Genomic DNA, 18021 nt, shown 5'->3' on the forward strand with positions numbered 1-18021 from the left:
TTCATCAAATATATTAGATTCTTACTCAAATACATACCAAGTATACCCTTTAGCAGGAATCTTGACAGTCAGTTCTATTTCAAACTCACGGTTCAAGCGGTAAACCACACGCTTTCCTTCCTGTTCTCGTACACTGACTTTTTCCTTCAGCCCAGTATAATACAAAGGAATTTGTATCTTACGAGTCATCTCCTTATCCGTTGGGTTAAAGAACATCGCCAGTCCCTTTTCCTTTCCTTTGGGATCCACATGCATCAGTCCATCCCAGTCACGTGCATCTGGCTTTCGCAAATGAATGATATCACTATTCAAAATCCGACGATACTTCTTATACCAATTTATAATTTCCATTACCACTCGTTTGGTTTCCGGAGTATCATACAAACGAGGTCCACGATAACAGGCTTGCACTCCTGCTCCATAGTTTTGAAACATCAGCATTTTATACTCATACAAATGTTCACTCAATGGTTCAAGAGTAGCAGCCTTGCCTCCCCCATGATATTCAACCAGTGGAACAAAACTCCAAAGAGAAGAAGGAATACGTTCCCAGGTACAATCGTAATTCAACTGACGGGTGTGAATCAATTGCCGGTCACGAGGCAAAGACCAGTTTACCTCCCGGTAGCCAATTCCAACTTTAGTTGAACCATTCAAGAAATAGAAATCCGGCACATTCAGATAGATACCATTCTCACACATCCAGTGATACAACTCGGTAATCTTATAAAACTGATTCCATTGAGAATCTTTCAAGCCTTTGTGATAAGCATGTGTGGTCGAAGCACAGACATCACCCGGATAAGAACCGTCGTGTTCGAAACAGCTCATTCCTGTTTTTTCAAAGAAGGTCTTTATCTTTCGGAAATAATCATATCCCCATTCACTACACAGACAAGGCGAACTGCCGAAATGCATACCACCACGTTTTCCAGTCTCCGGATTTATCACATCCACTTCATCACTGATCCACCGACTTGCCAACAAGGCATAGCATCCCATCTCTATTCCCTTGCTCTTTGCATAATCTACCAGTTTCTTCAGATGAGCTATATTTTCTTCCGACACATCTTCTGCATTGGCTCCAGAGCCAAAACTCAGGATAATCATTTCATAACCGGTCTCTGCACACTGATCAACAGCCTGACGCACCACTTCCGGATCGCTTGAGGTGAGATGCATAAAGATAGGATTCTCTGTAGTCCAAGGGGCTACCGTTTTATAGAAATGTCGGGTAAAAAGTCCTTTCCGTTCCCTGTCATCACTGTCAAAAGGCATTTCGTATACTCCAAACGACGAAAAGTGTTCTCCCGATTTTATCAACTGATCTGGACCTATAGGAGGAGCAACTTGCAAAATGCAAGGTGTCTGTAACAAATAATTACGTTGTGAAGTATAATCTTTGTCTTCGACCCATTTCTCTGTAATATCTGTCTCCTTCTCTGTAAAAGCACCGTTACAAGCATAATCGCTTTCTACATGAATATTGGGAAGACGGAATGTAGCAGGATCACCGGCACCCGGAGATTCCGGTTCAGCAAAAGCCAGATATTCCAATTGAAAATGATCGATATTCAACGGCATAGAGGAGCCATTCTCAACTTCAAACCATTTACGAATGACAGGAATCTTATCATAAATGGCAAAATGCAATTTCACTTTCACATCTCTCAGCTCTTTATCCCCACGTAAAGTAAAGATCAACTCCTTACCGGTGGCAGCTTCTTTATTCAAAGCCCAACGGCTACGTGCCCAACGAATGGATTCCTCTAAAGATTTTACCTCAAAATCTTCTACCAAGAATGACTCCGGAAGGGTATATAAATCATCCAACCATTCTTCCTTCAAATAAGCACGTTCGGGCTGACCACCCAAGCCTCCAAGTGTCCACTTCTTGCCATCAATCCATAAATTTCCCTCACTGCTGACAGCACGAAGCAAACTCTCACCCAACATACGGTTTGTAAAGTCTACTGTAGCCAAATTAGGGAATATACGAAAAGTACGAGAAACCATTGCATTGGCAATTACAATCCCTTTTCCATCTGCCGTACGATACACCCCGGCCTGCGACTTTTCCGGTGTAAGCAACCAGTCGAATGCTGTTTTCTCAGAAAGTAAACCATTCATAACAGGCAAGGATGATAATTTCTTTTCCAGATTCTGAACGACACTTTCAGACTGCGATGGTCCTTTCCCCATGGTACTTACATCCACTAATTGCGGTTTCTCACCTTGATAAGTCAATTGAGGAGAAACCAGCACCACATTGTCTCCACTTGCACCATCCTCCGTTGAATAAAATGCCATCTCCAAGATGTTGCCTTTTTCCAGATTTACATCTATAGTTTTCCATCCATCCGACGGACGAAGTACTCCACTATTATACACTTCCCGCCCGTCCAATTTCAAGACTAAAGACACACTTCCACAATCGACCTTTCCATCTTTTCCAACCAAGGCTCTGAATTGTTTCGTATTATCCGATGTTGTAGAGAATAAAAGCTTTGTTCCGTCAACCAAAGGCTGTACCATAAGAGATGAATCATTCACATCAATCTCAGTAGGAACCACCCCTACCTTTGCCGTAAATCGTATACACTTTCCGTCCAATTTAAGTTTAGCCAGTCCATTGGCATGAAAACCTACAACATCACTTCTTATCTTTCCTCCCATTAGGACAGGTTCGGCTGTTACAGATGTCCCCTTTGTCACTTTCCCATACTCCATCCACACTTTTGACAAATCCAGTTCTTCAAGTCCTACTTTCTGTTGCCCATACCCTGCTATATAGCAAAATAAAAGTCCCAAGACCCACAAGCTTTTCTTACTCATTATCATCTTATTTTTCATGTTATACATAATAGTGAAAATACTCTCCCCCAAGAATATTTTCCACTACTCTTTTAAGATATAAGGTTATCTCCATGAAAACAAAGTTACATAAGCTTTCCAAACAAAAAGATAGATTATTGTGCAATCATTATGCATTATATTCTGATTTGAATCTATAAATACATCTTTCAGAATACAAAGCCACAATATAAACAATCGATGCTTTTATAAAGAATAAAAAAAATCCTTCATGCTTCCCACCCATAAAAACAGGATGTCCACATGAAGGATATTAAAAATCGTAACTATTATTCTATTTACTCTACAATCAGTCTTAACTTATTTGCACCGGTACGTGCTTTTAACCAACTACGCATTTTTTCTTTCTCTGCCGTACTTAATTCTCTATTGCAATCGATAAAGGCAAAAGTCAAAGTATCCATACAGGCACTATCGACTTGCAACTGTAAGCCTTTCGAAACAGAAACAGCACGTACAGAAGGGAACAATACTTTCATCTCCTGTCCCATCTTTTTATCTAGCAAATTGGCACCGGAATAAGCGGACAGTTCTTCATGCAGCGAATCCAGTTCCTGTTTTTGACGAAGCAACTGCTGTTCACTGTTCTTATAGAAATCTTCCATCACCATCGACTTGATGTTGCTGATATCCATTCCGGCATTATTTACTCCCTGGAATACAACCAGGTTCGTATTCTTCAGTTTATATTGTTCCAGTTTCAGACGCAAGGCAGACAACTGTTCTTCCGGAATTTCTTTTCCTACCAATACAACCTTGATTTCACGCTTGGGATAAGACACCTCTCTACTCAATACCTGCGATTCCGGAGACTGTATTTCTGCGCTAATGAAACTATTTGCAGCACTTACATACAATGTTTCGCGTACAATACTATATGTCAAATAAATGGCAGGACACATCGTAGCAATGGCAATTCCCACGATATAGCGTTTTACCAACTTCTCCCGCGCCTTGTCTACAAACTCCTTTCTCTGAAAATGCATTACACGTACTCCAATGAAAGTAGCCAGACTGATGAACACGGAGTTGATAAAATACAAATAAAATGCTCCAAGGAAATAAAGCAAATTGCCTGTTGCCAGCCCAAAACCAGCTGTACAAAGCGGAGGCATCAAAGCAGTAGCAATAGCCACACCTGGAATCACATTTCCTTTTTCTTTTGTTGCCAGTGCCACAATCCCAGCCAAACCACCGACCAAAGCTATAAATACATCGTAAATGGTAGGGGAAGTACGGGCCAACAATTCCGACTGTACCTCGTCCAGCGGAGTAAAAGAAAAATAAATAGTAGCAGTAGTCACACTAAACAGAGTGGCTACCAGATAATTCTTGAGTGAACGCTTCATCAGCTCAAAGTCGTTCAGCCCCACAGAGAGTCCGACTCCCATAATCGGCCCCATCAGAGGAGAAATCAGCATGGCACCGATAATTACTGCTGTTGAGTTCACATTCAAGCCCAAAGAAGCAATGAAGGTTGCAAAAATCAAGACCCATAGATTGGTTCCCTTAAACTCAACTCCACTACGGATGGCATGGACCGTAATTTGCTCATCTTCTTTACTGCGATTCAAATCCAAATACTCATGGAAGAACTTACGAAGAAGGAACTTTCTGTCTTTTCTAACTTTCATCATGTTATTTCTTTATCAAACGGTTTAACACTGGAATATTTCGTACAGGCAAATCCTTTTTTAATACATAAACCACAAACACAATCAGCAAGGCAGTACGGAACGCCAAGCGGAAAAACAGATTTTCTATTATCACATATTGTGACAAGAAAAACAATACTCCTGCTAACAGCAAATACAAAAACATGCTATGCAGCGGATAATGCACCGGATATTTCTTCTGACCGATTACATACGACAATAAAGTGATTACGCCATAACCGGCTACCGAAGCCCAGGCAGAAGCTACATAGCCATAAAGCGGAACCAGCCAGATGTTCATCAGAAGCAAAATAGCACATCCGATAAGAGAGAAATAAGCTCCCCATCGTGTTTCATCGGTCAATTTATACCAGAAAGAAAGATTGAAGTAAATACCTTTCAATATTTCTGCCAACATCACAATAGCCACCACACTCAGCCCTTCCCAATAGTCGCGTGCTACCATGTACTTCAACACATCCATATAACACATCACAGCCAGAAAGGCTAGCAAAGAGAAAATAAAGAAGTACTTCATAGCCGATGCATATACCTTCCTGTTGTCTGCGTCCTTATTCTTACCGAATACAAAAGGCTCATAAGCATAACGGAATGCCTGAGTGAACATAGCCATTACCATAGCTACTTTACTGGTAGCACTATAAATACCCAATTGCACCAATCCTTCCTGACGATCGTCGAACAGGAACGGATAAATCATCTTATCAATGGTCTGATTCAGGATTCCTACCACTCCGAAAATCAATATAGGAAACGAATATGATATCATCCGTTTCATCAGGACTCTATCCATACGATAAGAGAATCCACGCAGTTCGGGAATAAAGAAAAACATCTGTACAGCCGACATAATCAGGTTGGATACAAAGATATATCCCACCAGATAATCCGGATTATAAAACCACGAAACAGTACTTGGTGCATGCTGAGCCAGATACGGGCAAAGCAGCAAAAAGAACAGATTCAGACCAATGTTTCCTATGATATTGAAAAGTTTGATGGCAGCAAACTTAATCGGGCGCTTCTTGTAACGTAAATACGCAAACGGAATACACTGAAAAGAATCCAATGCCACTACCACTATCATCATTCCTACATAATCGGGATGATCGGGATATTCCAAAAAAGAGGAAATGGGATGCAGGAAAAGCATACACAAGCTTACAAAACACAAGGAAAGCCCTCCTACAAACAGTAACGAATTAGCATATACTTTCTCCGGTTGCTCGTCCTGCTTGTTGGCAAAGCGGAAAAAACCGGTCTCCATGCCAAAAGTCAACAGCACCAGAATCAGAGCTGTATAAGCATATACATTCGATACCACTCCGTATCCTCCCGATGCTGCCGGAAGCACGGCTGTATAAAGCGGTACCAACAGATAATTGAGGAAACGGCCTACAATACTACTCAGACCATAAATAGCCGTATCTTTAGCCAATGATTTCAGTCCAGCCATAACATTTAATCAAATAAAGTTCGCTCTGTCTGATACAAGTTCTTTCCCAAATGCCGGTAAGCCAGTTCGGTTACTTCTCTTCCGCGTGGCGTACGTTTCAGGAAACCTTCCTTAATAAGAAAAGGCTCGTACACTTCTTCCAGTGTACCGGGATCCTCTCCCAATGCCGTAGCAATGGTAGTCAGTCCTACAGGTCCTCCCTTGAACTTGTCGATAATCGTACAGAGTATCTTGTTGTCTATTTCATCCAGACCATAACGGTCTATATTCAATGCCTCCAACGCATAACGGGCAATCTCTACATCAATGCGCCCCGAGCCTTTTACCTGCGCAAAGTCGCGTACACGGCGCAACAGTGCATTGGCTATACGCGGGGTACCCCGGCTACGCGAAGCAATCTCTCCTGCCGCATCCACATCGCAAGGGACTCCTAAAATACCAGCCGAACGCAAGATGATGCGCGAAAGTACAGAGTCGTCGTAATACTCCAGATGCAGATTGATACCAAAACGGGCGCGAAGAGGAGCTGTAAGCAATCCGCTTCGGGTAGTAGCTCCCACAAGAGTAAACGGATTCAGATCGATTTGAATACTCCGGGCAGAGGGGCCTTTGTCTATCATAATATCAATACGATAGTCTTCCATTGCCGAATACAGATATTCTTCCACAACCGGACTGAGACGATGTATCTCATCAATAAACAAGACATCGTTCGGTTCCAGACTGGTCAGTACTCCAGCCAGATCGCCGGGCTTATCAAGTACCGGACCGGAAGTGACCTTAAAGCCTACCCCCAACTCGTTGGCAATAATGTTACTCAATGTAGTTTTTCCCAGACCGGGAGGACCATGCAGCAACACATGATCCAGTGCCTCGGCACGAAGCCGCGCTGCCTTCACGAAGATACGCAGATTGTCCACCACTTTGTCCTGCCCGCTGAAGTCGCCAAACTGAAGCGGACGCAAAGCGTTTTCGAAATCGCGTTCTTTGCCGGAAGGTCTATAATCACGTATATCAAATTGTTCTTCCATGTATCTCTACTGTTACTCTAAGTATTTAGTATTTTCAAACAAATTCAGTCGTATACTTATGAGAACAAAAGTACAAATAAAAGAAGAATGAAGTACGAAAAACTCGTATCTTTGTTGAAATAACTAACTCAAACAAAGGTATGACAGCATATACAACTACCCGCCTTGTATTCTTCTCCCCTACACACACTTCAGCCCGCATTGCACGCGCTATAGGTGAAGGTATCGGTATGGGACGACGAATAGAAACCGATTTGACACTGGATGAAGAGGATACACCGATTCATGTAGAAAACGAACTGACCGTTATTGCAGCCCCCGTATACGGAGGACGCATTGCTCCGGTTGCTCTACAACGCATCAAACGACTCAAAGCGCAACATTCTCCGGCCATTTTGGTAGCCGTATACGGAAATCGCGACTATGAGGATGCATTACTTGAACTGCACAATACGGCCGTCGAACTTGGTTTTACTCCATTATCGGGTGCCGCCTTCATCGGAGAGCACAGTTACAGTACTCCCGACATGCCTGTGGCAGCAGGACGTCCCGATAGTTCCGATATTCAGAAAGCGTTTCTGTTCGGACAAGACAGTCTGAAAAAACTGGAAAATCATCCGGAGCTCCCGGCACTGACAGTCAAAGGAAACTTTCCATACAAGGAATTCTCTCCGCGTAACTCCAGTGTGCCAGAATGTACCGACGCCTGTTGTGCCTGTGGCATCTGTATTGAAGTATGTCCTACTCATGCCATCCGACTCAATGACGGAGGTGATGCAATAGAAACTGATACAGAACGATGCATCAAATGTTGTGCCTGCGTAAAAGAATGTCCTAACGGAGCACGTACTTACTACACTCCGTTTACACAGATACTGCACGAAAAATTCAGTGCCAGAAGAGAGTCCGAAATATTCTTATAAACTACATACAATGAAAGAGAAAGACAAGCGAGTATTAGTAGGCATGAGCGGCGGAATAGACAGTTCTGCCGTATGCATCATGCTACAGGAGCAAGGATACGAAGTGGTAGGAGTTACCATGCGTACATGGGATATTCCCTCTCATTTCTCCACGCCCGGACAATCACAGCCCGACGAAGTGCTGGAAGCACAAGCCTTAGCTGCCCGCTTGGGCATCGAACACCATGTAGCCGATGTACGGAAGGAGTTCAAGGAGGTAATCGTGAAATATTTCATCGATGAGTATATGAGCGGACGTACCCCCAATCCGTGTGTCATGTGTAACCCGCTTTTCAAGGAACGTATTCTTTGCGAATGGGCAGACCGCACAGACTGTGCGTGGATTGCTACTGGACATTACTGCCAACTGAAAGATATAAACGGAGCACGCTACATTGTAACGGGCGACGATTCTACAAAAGATCAGTCCTACTTCCTTTGGAAACTGCCACAGGATATCTTGAAACGCATGATGTTTCCACTGGGAGGAATGACCAAGACCGAAGTCCGTGCCTATCTGGCCTCCAAAGGTTTTGAAGCAAAAGCCAAAGGGGGTGAAAGTATGGAAATCTGTTTTATCGATAAAGACTATCGGGAGTTTCTGAAGGAACACTGTCCGGACATCGACGAACGGATTGGTGCAGGATGGTTTGTAGACAGTAAGGGGCTGAAGCTGGGACAGCACAAAGGATTTGCCTATTATACCATCGGACAACGGAAAGGACTGGAGATTGCATTGGGCAAGCCGGCGTATGTACTAAAAATAAATCCGGCCAAAAATACAGTCATGCTGGGAGATGCCGACCAACTGAAAGCAGAATACATGTTGGTAGAGCAGGTAAATGTAATCTGTATGGAGGAACTGCTCCGGTGCAAGGAGCTTTCCGTACGTATCCGCTACCGGAGCCGGCCTATTCCCTGTCAGGTAGCCTTACTGGACAACGGACAATTGCTGGTAAAATTTGAAGGAGAAGCCTCAGCCATTACTCCCGGACAGTCGGCCGTATTCTACGAAGGCAACCGTGTATTGGGTGGAGGATTCATTGCCTTCCAGCAGGCCATCAAGAAAATAGCGGCAGAGAATCAGGAAAAATTCAACCGATAAGCCGCTTACTGCCCGTTCCGGTTGTTGCAGAAACCATATAAAAAAGGCGTCCCACTACAATGGTACGACCGTCTCATTGCAAGGAGACACTCGTTTCATTGCAGTGGGACGGTCGTTTCATTATAATGAGACGCTCTTTGTCACTTATTCTTATAAGCCTCAGCAAAAGCTTTCGATACCGAATTGTTCACACTCTTGCACACATCGGCACTAAAATCTTTTCCACACTGTATAATAGCATCCCAGTCGGCTTCTGTCAGTTCTGCCAAATCGTTCCGGCGAATCCGGTTTTTCAACAAGCCGAATACCACTCCAGCGTTGAAATTATCTCCGGCACCGATTGTACTCACTGCCTGCAGAGGCTCTACCGGATAATTCTTCGTAACCTGTCTGGTCCGCAGACAAATATCCTTGTCGGCATCTGTACAGATAAAGTTCTGGCAATAGAACGCTACATGTTTACGATAAACAGCATCGGCCTCGGCCAATCCGAACATATTCTGAAAATCTTCTGTCGAACCACGCAGAATGTCGGCATACTCGAAGTTCTCCAAAATAGTAGGCATCAGCTTGATGGCTTCATTGCGGTGAGTACTACGGAAATTCACATCATAATAGATAATTGCTCCGGCTTTATGGGCCTGCTCCAGCAATTCCACTACTTTATCGCGCAATACCGGAGTAATTGCAAAATAGGAACCTATCATGATAATGTCGTCTGCCGTAATTTCCGGCATCTTTACTTCCAGGCGCTGACGCGGATAGTCTTTGTAAAAAATATATTCTGCATCATTTCGCTCGTTCAGAAAAGCGAGTGAAACCGGCGACTTTCCCTCGGGAAATACATTGACATGTTCTGTACTTACCCCATTGTCGCGCATATTCTGCAAAATCATTTCTCCTACACGGTCGTTTCCTGTTTCGCTGATGAACATTACATTGACTCCCATACGCCCCAATGAAATGGCCGCATTGTATACCGAACCTCCCGGTACTGCTGCCTGAGGCTGGTTGTCGCGGAACAAAATATCGAGGATGGTTTCTCCTATACCGATTACTCTTCTCATCTATCTGTTATTTGCTAAGTTCACGAGAACGTTCTCCCAAATATCCGCCATGATGACGTTTACTGTATTCTTCGATAGTGAAGTGAGTCTGCTTCATGGTTTCTACCACCAGAATATCACCAATTACAGTCATTACCGTAGTCGAAGTGGTAGGTGTCATGCCCAGCACACAAACTTCATCCGGATGTCCGGTAGCCAGACAAATATCAGCAGCCTGAGCCAAAGGACTATCAGGATTTCCGGTGATGACAATCTTCTTCAAAGCCGGATTCAGACGAGCTGCCAATTGTGTCAGTTCCACGATTTCACGGGTCTTTCCTGAGTTTGAAATAAGCAGCAGCAAATCGTTCTCCTGCAGGATACCCAAATCGCCATGCTGCGCTTCGCTCGGATGTAAAAAGACTGCCGGAATACCTGTAGAGCAGAATGTAGTAGCAATATTCATAGCTATCTGTCCGGCTTTTCCCATACCGCTAGTCACCAGCTTTCCATGTTTATGATGTACTTGCTCTACAATCAAAGCAACCGCTTTTTCATATCCGTCTGTTACCGGAATATTCAGTACAGCCTGTGCTTCACGCTGCAATAGTTCGTTAATAGATGAAATCATATTATATTTTGTTTGATTATGCCAATAATTGTATTAATTCTTCGAAAGTATTTGCTACCTGCATATAGTTGTTCAGCGGATGATGTGCAAATCGCTGTTCTTCCAATCCTTTCAGGAAATGAAGGATGTCGTCCCAAAAACCGTTCACATTGTAGAAAATGATTTTCTTGTCGTGATAACCGATAGTACCTCCTGCCATCACATGAAAGATTTCGTCGAGTGTTCCTACTCCTCCGGGCAGTGCCACCATCACATCGGCTTCCTGAAGCATGATGTCCTTCCGGTCGCTCAGATTGACTGTATGAAATGTTACATCCAGCAAATCACTCACCATTCCACGTTCTTCCAGCTTGGTAGGTACCACTCCCATAATCATGGCTCCCTTTTCTTTTGCCGCACGAGCCACTGTTTCCATCAGTCCCCTGTTCGAACCTCCGTAAACAAGCCATTTGCGGTTTTCTCCCATCCATGCTCCGAACTGTGCTGCCTTCTCGGTATACACAGAATCGATATAGTCGGATGCAGAGCAGAATACAGCAATTTTATTCATAGCTTATTGGGTTGTTTTTAGTCTTTATTCTGCAAATATCTGCATTTTTTAAAGAAGGACAATAAGTATTGTTGTATTTTTGCAAGCAGAAACAGATTCTAATAAAAAAACAATGGCTTACAATACTTTCACTTTGTCAAACGGTCTGCGTATTATACATACTCCCAGCCCCACCAACGTAGCTTATTGTGGTTTTGCCGTAGACGCAGGAACCCGCGACGAAATGGAGCAAGAACAAGGTATGGCGCACTTTGTAGAACATCTTATCTTCAAAGGTACACAAAAGCGAAAAGCCTGGCATATCCTGAACCGGATGGAGAATGTAGGAGGCGACTTGAATGCTTATACCAACAAGGAAGAAACCGTCATCTACAGTGCCTTTCTGAAAGAGCATTTCGCCCGTGCCGTAGAACTTCTTACAGACATTGTTTTTCACAGTACCTTTCCTGCACAGGAAATTGAAAAAGAGGTAGAAGTAATCATTGATGAAATACAAAGTTACGAAGACAGTCCTGCCGAGCTGATATTCGATGATTTCGAAGAGCTGATTTTTCCGGAACATGCCTTGGGAAGAAATATCTTAGGCAAACCGGAACTGCTACGCCATTTCCGCAGCGAAGATGCCTTGCAGTTTACCGGCAGATACTATAAACCTACCAACATGGTTTTCTTCGTACAGGGAGATATTGATTTCAAGCGGGTAATACGCACGGTAGAAAAGGCTGTAGCTGATATTCCTTATAGTGAAGTAGAGAACTATCAGAGACTGGCTCCACAGCCGTATTGTCCTAAAAATCTGACGTTACACAAAGATACCCATCAGTCGCACGTAATGATAGGTGGACGTGGATATCACGCATACGACGAACGCCGTACCGGATTGTATCTTCTGAACAATATTCTGGGAGGTCCCGGCATGAACAGCCGCCTCAACGTATCTTTACGCGAAAAACGGGGATTGGTGTATAATGTAGAATCAAACCTGACTTCATACACTGATACAGGAACCTTCTGTATCTATTTTGGTTGTGATACGGAAGATACAGACTATTGCATTGAACTGGTGCAGAAAGAATTAAACCGCCTGCGCATGCGGGCTTTGACAACAGCCCAACTGGCTGCAGCAAAAAAACAGATTATCGGTCAGATTGGAGTAGCCGGCGACAACTTCGAAAACAATGCCTTAAGCATGGGTAAGTGCTTCCTTCACTACAAAAAATACGAAGACAAAGAAGAGGTGTTCCAACGTATTGAAGCTCTGACCTCTTCTCAATTGCTAGAAATAGCTAATGAGCTATTCAGTGAAGAACAACTCTCTACACTAATCTACAGATAAGATATGCAAATGCAGTCGGGAAATATTACCGACTGCCTAAATCGTCATAAGAGCTTTGCAGAATAGCTTTTCCTCGCTTCAAACGGTTTTCATCGGATTGGGGCTCGTCGAGCAAAACCTGCCCGGAGTTATTGTCGAACAAGGTAACTCCAGTGCTGTCGCAAAAGACAAAACCGTTATTAAAGGTATAATAAACAAACGGATAAGTATATTCCTCTCCCAATACGTTACGGCTGAAATTAAACTCACTATGATCTATTTCCAACTGTCCGAGTAAGGTAGCTGCCAAATCGGTCTGATTCATTAACTTGTCAATAACCATTGGCTGCTTGACGGCACCTCCTAACCACAACATAGGAATATGATGCACCCAGGGAGCATGTCCGTGGCCTGTTGCCGGATAATGGAATCCATGATCGGGAAGACAAATAATCAGCAAATCTTTCCACTGCGGAAGTTGTTTCATCTTATCCACAAAGCGACCCAGGCAATCGTCTGTGAAAGCAAAGGCATTAGGTATCTTTTCCTCCAGACGGTGATAAGGTACTTCAAACGGTTCATGACTGCTCAAGGTAAGGAAAGCAGTATGCCAGGGCCCTTCTGTACGATTCTTAAGCTGGTTGTACAGATAATCAAAAGTGATATCATCGTTTACTCCCCATGGATTTTTACGCTGTTCTGAAGGAAAGTCAACATCTGCCGTCAGATGTTGATAGCCACTGCTCAGCAAATAGCTTTTCATATTGGTAAAATTAATATCTCCACCGTACAGGAAATCAGTTGTATATCCTTCTTTCACTAACTTGCCTACAATTGAAGGCAGAGTACGGCTTTTTGCCGGAATCTTCATTACCGATAAGTTCGGGAAACTCTGGTATCCGCTAAAAGTACAGACTGTACCTCTGTCGGTACGGAAACTGTTTGCATAACAGTTTGTAAAATAAATTCCTTCTTTCGACAAACGGTCAATATTAGGACTGGCCCCGGGAACTCCTCCCAACGAATCTACCATGGTAGCTCCAAAACCTTCCATCAGAATGATTAGAATATTGGGCCGCTTGGTATTCAGGAGTTCCACCGTATTCTTTCCCTTTACCGGATAAAGTCCGTCGAACAAGTGAGCACGTTCCTCTTCAGAAAAAAAATTGAATTGCTCCTCGTAATTCTGCGTTTTGCTTACAGATGAAAGCAGACTAAAGGCCGGATTGACCGCCGAATGATTCAGAAATTCATTGTTGCAGAAATAAACCTGACCGATATTGGAAGTTGATTCTGTCACTCCTCCACGAATGATGATAAACAACAATCCTCCCAGTACAAGCAGACCGGCTGTTCCGGAAAGTTTCTTCGTAGTAGCCGGTAAATGGGAAGGTGTCAACTTATATAATCCCCAGGCAGTGAGTCCTGCCAGCAATATCATTACCAATACACGGAGCAGGACGAATCCGACCGATACACTTGCCAAGGCATTTTTCGGCGAATCCATATAAAGAAAAATAGAGGCATCGAGCTTGAATTTCCAAAATGGATACAAACCCATATCCACCACAAAGATAATAGCCATCAGCAGGCTGATAAGAGCATAATAGCCTACCAGAACTGCACGTAAAGGAAATCTCTTGAACCAGACACTAACCAATACAGCCAAAAAAGGAAGTGCAACCAGGTAACCGGCAGTAGCAGCATCCAATGACAGGCCATGATACATGACTTTGAAATAATCTGTCCACGACACATCAGAACTGGCAGCACTATTGTACAACATAAAGAATGGCTTTTGTACTAAAAATATCAGTACCAATGCCACAAAGAATGAAATAAGGTAAGCAAATCTCTTCTTCATCAGTTTCTTATTTTTTTAACGAACTGTTCAATTTTAGTTACTTTCTCCCGAAATCGGCAGGCACTTCTCCCCATTTCTCTGTCTCCCACTTCAACAAAGGTGTGGTATATGAGTTTTCTCTCAGCCATTTTTCGGCACGTTCTATCATTCTGAAAAGCTCCTCTGTCCGGGAGGTGCGTTCCAGCTTTGTCTTACATTTCTTCTGCTTTACCCAAAGTAGCGCATTACGGCTATCGGAATAAATAGGCATGTCTATACCCTTCTGTTTTAACAAGGCAAGACCATGTACTATAGCCAGAAACTCTCCGATGTTATTGGTTCCATAAATAGGTCCGAAATGAAAGATTTCCTGCCCGGTAAGCAGATAAACTCCACGATACTCCATCGGACCGGGATTACCGCTACATGCCGCATCCACAGCCAGACAGTTCAAATTAAAGTTTTCGGGAATCTGACAGAGAGAAGGCTCTCTTTCCTGCTTCTTGTTGATATAATGATGGGCAGGAGTTTCAAAGGCATGCTCTGCCTCTTCCAAAGAATCAAATGATTTATATAAAGCTCCTTTATATCCTTGAATCTGAAGTTGACAATCTGTCCACGAAGTATAAACTCCAGGATTCACTCCTTTCCACACTACATAGAATTTCTGTTTGGGCATATGTTTCTTGTTAATAAGAACAAAAGTACACAAAAGGGTTGACATTCTTCTTGCCTTTCATAGTTTTTAAGAAGAAAGAGTATTCAAAGACGGATTATCTCCCTATATTTGCAGGCAACTAAAATCACATTTTACATTATTAAAACCGAAAAACTATGAAGAATATCGTAAATGTTCTATTTTTCACAGCTTTACTAGCTTCCTGCCAACCGAAGGGATATACAATTGAAGGTAATTTATCTGACGCAAATGCCAACGGAAAAGCGTATATCGAATATCCTTCTTTCCTGAAAGGTCCTGTAATGATAGACAGTACTACTATTACCAACGGAAAATTTGAGTTCAAAGGCGAAGTGGACAAACCGGAGCGATATCATATTCTGATTGACTTAGATAATTCAAATGACACATCTGATAGCTCAAATAAGAAATATCAAGGTGAACTGTATATAGACAATTCGAATATTACCTTTACAGCCGACATCAGTACTGCTACAAAAAGCCAGTGGGATTCGTTGCTGGTTATTCCCAATCCTGAAATATCAGGGTCTCCCACCCATGATTTCTATCTGAGTCTGAATAAAGAAATTGCTTCTCTTACTAATGAACTGAAAGAGCTTAACCAACGTCATTTGGAATTGCAGGCAGACAGTACTGTCAATGCAGATGCTCTGCAACAAAGTTTACAAGACAAAGAAAACAAGAAAGAGCAATTACTGGAACTATTGAAAAAAAATGTGACTTCCATTGTGGCTGTCAACGAAACGGTCAACGTTCTTTCTGATAAATCAATAGGATTCTCTGCCAAACAAATCGAGTTGCTGTTAGGTACTTTCAAGAAACACTGGGCCAATACAGCGCAGATGGTTGCACTGGAATTTACAGCAGCCCTTGCTTACCCAAGCCGCAGCATCACACAATAATATTATTTTCTTTCTTAAAAAGAAATGCCATTCACAGTACATTGCGGCACCGTGAATGGCATTTTCCTTTATTTTATCTGTTGTTTTTACATACGTTCCGGAACTTCAATACCGAGTAGTCCCATTGCAAGTTTTACTACCTTACCTACGTTCTGGCTCAATGCAAGGCGGAATACTTTCACTGCTTCATTTTCTTCGCGCAAGATGCTGAAGTCATGATAGAACTGGTTGTATTCTTTCACTAAATCGTATGTATAGTTTGCCAAAATAGACGGGTTATAGTCGCTACCAGCCTGTTTTACGACATTGGTAAAGTCTGCCAACATCTGGATGAGTCCTTCTTCTTTTGTGCTCAACTCTATTCCAGCAGGAATTACAGCAGGAATAGTCAATCCAGCTTCGGCTGCTTTACGCAAAATAGACTGGATACGAGCGTATGTATACTGAATAAACGGACCTGTATTACCATTGAAGTCGATAGATTCTTTCGGATTGAAGGTCATGTTCTTGCGTGCATCTACCTTCAGGATGAAATATTTCAATGCACCCAATCCTACGATACGTGCAATATCATCGGCTTCTTCTTTGGTAAGACCATCGAGTTTTCCCAACTCATTGCTGGTTTCCTTGGCTGTTTCAATCATGGCTTCCATCAGGTCGTCTGCATCCACTACAGTACCTTCACGGCTCTTCATCTTACCTTCCGGCAATTCTACCATACCGTAAGAGAAATGTACCAGATCTTTACCCCATTCAAAACCTAATTTATCGAGCAGGATAGACAATACCTGGAAGTGATAGTTCTGTTCGTTACCTACCACATAAATCATTTTATTGATAGGATAATCCTGGAAACGCAGCTTGGCTGTACCAATATCCTGAGTCATATATACAGAAGTACCGTCGCCACGAAGCAAAAGTTTATGGTCGAGTCCTTCAGCAGTCAAATCAGCCCATACCGAACCATCTTCTTTGCGGAAGAAGAAACCTTTTTCCAGACCTTCCATCACTTTTTCCTTACCTTCCAGATAAGTATCCGATTCGTAATAAATCTTATCGAAGCTTACACCCATCATACGGTAAGTTTCATCGAAGCCGGCATAAACCCATTCGTTCATCTTCTTCCAAAGAGCACGAACTTCAGGATCGTTTGCCTCCCATTTACGAAGCATTTCGCGTGCTTCCAACATCAATGGTGACTGCGCCTCTGCTTCTTCTTTGGTCAGACCCTTTTCCATCAGTTCGGCAACTTCTGCTTTATAATGCTTGTCGAAAGCTACATAATAATCGCCTACCAGATGGTCGCCCTTCTTGCCTGAAGATTCAGGTGTTTCACCGTTACCATATTTCAGCCATGCCAACATTGACTTGCAGATATGAATACCTCTGTCGTTGACAATATTGGTTTTTACAACTTTATTACCGTTAGCTGCCATTACATTGGCCAATGCATTTCCCAAAAGGTTGTTACGCACATGTCCCAAGTGCAACGGCTTATTTGTATTAGGCGAAGAATATTCAATCATCACCAAGGGAGCATCAGCAGCCGCTTCCTGAATACCCCATTTCTGGTCTGCATGAATCTTATTCAGTAATTCAATCCATACATCCGATGCGATAGTCAGATTCAGGAACCCCTTTATTACGTTAAAGTTAGCAATCGCCGGTTCATGCTGTTGCAGATATTCACCAATTTCCTGCGCTGTCTGCTCAGGAGATTTCTTTGACATTTTCAGAAAAGGAAATACGACTAAAGTCAAATGTCCTTCAAACTCTTTCTTTGTCTTCTGCAACTGTACCATTTTTGCAGGCACATCCTGCCCGTACAATGCCTTTACGCCTTCGATGATAGAGGCGGTCAGTTTATCTTCTACTTTCATATCGTCCTCTGTATATGTTTATTCTCGGTACAAAGATAGTGAAATTCTAT

At 42.9% G+C, this 18021-nt stretch carries 14 protein-coding genes; 4 read left to right on the plus strand and 10 right to left on the minus strand.

Annotated elements, in window-relative coordinates; all coding sequences use genetic code 11:
* Positions 1-21: 21 nt before the first annotated feature.
* From O6P32_RS06095 to ruvB, 4 genes are all read right to left on the minus strand, one after another.
* Positions 22-2835: an NPCBM/NEW2 domain-containing protein gene (locus O6P32_RS06095; protein WP_269877451.1), complete on the minus strand. Its 2814-nt coding sequence runs from the start codon at positions 2833-2835 to the stop codon at positions 22-24.
* A 317-nt stretch (positions 2836-3152) separates the two neighbouring features.
* Positions 3153-4508, minus strand: coding sequence for a TIGR00341 family protein (locus O6P32_RS06100; RefSeq protein ID WP_408636048.1), 1356 nt, complete (start codon positions 4506-4508; stop codon positions 3153-3155).
* A gap of 4 nt (positions 4509-4512) precedes the next feature.
* The gene (locus tag O6P32_RS06105; RefSeq protein ID WP_269877452.1) at positions 4513-6006 is read right to left on the minus strand and encodes a lipopolysaccharide biosynthesis protein; all 1494 of its coding nucleotides are present in this window, start codon (positions 6004-6006) and stop codon (positions 4513-4515) included.
* Positions 6007-6011: 5 nt separating this feature from the next.
* Positions 6012-7037 (minus strand): Holliday junction branch migration DNA helicase RuvB, encoded by a 1026-nt coding sequence (gene ruvB / locus O6P32_RS06110; protein WP_178267340.1) that lies wholly within the window; start codon positions 7035-7037, stop codon positions 6012-6014.
* 140 nt (positions 7038-7177) lie between these two features.
* On the opposite strand from ruvB, the gene O6P32_RS06115 reads away from it, so the two are divergent.
* Complete coding sequence (locus O6P32_RS06115) at positions 7178-7960, plus strand: 4Fe-4S binding protein (RefSeq protein ID WP_269877453.1); 783 nt, start codon at positions 7178-7180, stop codon at positions 7958-7960.
* A gap of 10 nt (positions 7961-7970) precedes the next feature.
* Complete coding sequence (mnmA, locus tag O6P32_RS06120) at positions 7971-9104, plus strand: tRNA 2-thiouridine(34) synthase MnmA (RefSeq protein ID WP_269877454.1); 1134 nt, start codon at positions 7971-7973, stop codon at positions 9102-9104.
* Positions 9105-9244: 140 nt separating this feature from the next.
* On the opposite strand, the gene O6P32_RS06125 is transcribed toward mnmA, so the two are convergent.
* The 3 genes from O6P32_RS06125 to O6P32_RS06135 are packed head-to-tail and all read right to left on the minus strand — an operon-like array spanning position 9245 to position 11331.
* Positions 9245-10171 carry a carbohydrate kinase family protein gene (locus O6P32_RS06125; protein WP_178267343.1) on the minus strand — a complete coding sequence of 309 codons (927 nt, stop codon included), beginning with the start codon at positions 10169-10171 and terminating at the stop codon, positions 9245-9247.
* A gap of 7 nt (positions 10172-10178) precedes the next feature.
* The gene (locus O6P32_RS06130; RefSeq protein WP_178267344.1) at positions 10179-10781 is read right to left on the minus strand and encodes an SIS domain-containing protein; all 603 of its coding nucleotides are present in this window, start codon (positions 10779-10781) and stop codon (positions 10179-10181) included.
* Between the two features lie 16 nt (positions 10782-10797).
* Complete coding sequence (locus O6P32_RS06135; protein WP_178267345.1) at positions 10798-11331, minus strand: LOG family protein; 534 nt, start codon at positions 11329-11331, stop codon at positions 10798-10800.
* A 112-nt stretch (positions 11332-11443) separates the two neighbouring features.
* Here O6P32_RS06135 and O6P32_RS06140 point away from each other — a divergent pair, with 112 nt between their 5' ends.
* The gene (locus O6P32_RS06140) at positions 11444-12667 is read left to right on the plus strand and encodes a M16 family metallopeptidase (RefSeq protein WP_269877455.1); all 1224 of its coding nucleotides are present in this window, start codon (positions 11444-11446) and stop codon (positions 12665-12667) included.
* 25 nt (positions 12668-12692) lie between these two features.
* Here O6P32_RS06140 and O6P32_RS06145 read toward each other — a convergent pair whose 3' ends face one another.
* Together O6P32_RS06145 and O6P32_RS06150 are read right to left on the minus strand one after the other, a co-directional pair.
* A complete protein-coding gene (locus O6P32_RS06145) occupies positions 12693-14510 on the minus strand; it encodes an LTA synthase family protein (protein ID WP_269877456.1) in 1818 nt (605 codons plus the stop codon).
* Positions 14511-14547: 37 nt separating this feature from the next.
* Positions 14548-15168: a ribonuclease H1 domain-containing protein gene (locus tag O6P32_RS06150; protein ID WP_178267348.1), complete on the minus strand. Its 621-nt coding sequence runs from the start codon at positions 15166-15168 to the stop codon at positions 14548-14550.
* Positions 15169-15323: 155 nt separating this feature from the next.
* On the opposite strand from O6P32_RS06150, the gene O6P32_RS06155 reads away from it, so the two are divergent.
* On the plus strand, positions 15324-16091 hold the full coding sequence (locus tag O6P32_RS06155; RefSeq protein WP_269877458.1) for a DUF4369 domain-containing protein: 768 nt from the start codon (positions 15324-15326) through the stop codon (positions 16089-16091).
* 86 nt (positions 16092-16177) lie between these two features.
* Here O6P32_RS06155 and argS read toward each other — a convergent pair whose 3' ends face one another.
* Positions 16178-17971, minus strand: coding sequence for an arginine--tRNA ligase (gene argS, locus O6P32_RS06160; protein ID WP_178267350.1), 1794 nt, complete (start codon positions 17969-17971; stop codon positions 16178-16180).
* Positions 17972-18021 lie beyond the last annotated feature (50 nt).

Source organism: Phocaeicola acetigenes, assembly GCF_027529745.1.
Classification (GTDB): Bacteria; Bacteroidota; Bacteroidia; order Bacteroidales; family Bacteroidaceae; genus Phocaeicola; species Phocaeicola acetigenes.

Coding starts and splice junctions, on each gene's coding strand:
- O6P32_RS06095 (WP_269877451.1), bottom strand. CDS start 2,835: ATGAGTAAGAAAAGCTTGTGGGTCTTGGGACTTTTATTTTGCTATATA.
- O6P32_RS06100 (WP_408636048.1), bottom strand. CDS start 4,508: ATGAAAGTTAGAAAAGACAGAAAGTTCCTTCTTCGTAAGTTCTTCCAT.
- O6P32_RS06105 (WP_269877452.1), bottom strand. CDS start 6,006: ATGGCTGGACTGAAATCATTGGCTAAAGATACGGCTATTTATGGTCTG.
- ruvB (WP_178267340.1), bottom strand. CDS start 7,037: ATGGAAGAACAATTTGATATACGTGATTATAGACCTTCCGGCAAAGAA.
- O6P32_RS06115 (WP_269877453.1), top strand. CDS start 7,178: ATGACAGCATATACAACTACCCGCCTTGTATTCTTCTCCCCTACACAC.
- mnmA (WP_269877454.1), top strand. CDS start 7,971: ATGAAAGAGAAAGACAAGCGAGTATTAGTAGGCATGAGCGGCGGAATA.
- O6P32_RS06125 (WP_178267343.1), bottom strand. CDS start 10,171: ATGAGAAGAGTAATCGGTATAGGAGAAACCATCCTCGATATTTTGTTC.
- O6P32_RS06130 (WP_178267344.1), bottom strand. CDS start 10,781: ATGATTTCATCTATTAACGAACTATTGCAGCGTGAAGCACAGGCTGTA.
- O6P32_RS06135 (WP_178267345.1), bottom strand. CDS start 11,331: ATGAATAAAATTGCTGTATTCTGCTCTGCATCCGACTATATCGATTCT.
- O6P32_RS06140 (WP_269877455.1), top strand. CDS start 11,444: ATGGCTTACAATACTTTCACTTTGTCAAACGGTCTGCGTATTATACAT.
- O6P32_RS06145 (WP_269877456.1), bottom strand. CDS start 14,510: ATGAAGAAGAGATTTGCTTACCTTATTTCATTCTTTGTGGCATTGGTA.
- O6P32_RS06150 (WP_178267348.1), bottom strand. CDS start 15,168: ATGCCCAAACAGAAATTCTATGTAGTGTGGAAAGGAGTGAATCCTGGA.
- O6P32_RS06155 (WP_269877458.1), top strand. CDS start 15,324: ATGAAGAATATCGTAAATGTTCTATTTTTCACAGCTTTACTAGCTTCC.
- argS (WP_178267350.1), bottom strand. CDS start 17,971: ATGAAAGTAGAAGATAAACTGACCGCCTCTATCATCGAAGGCGTAAAG.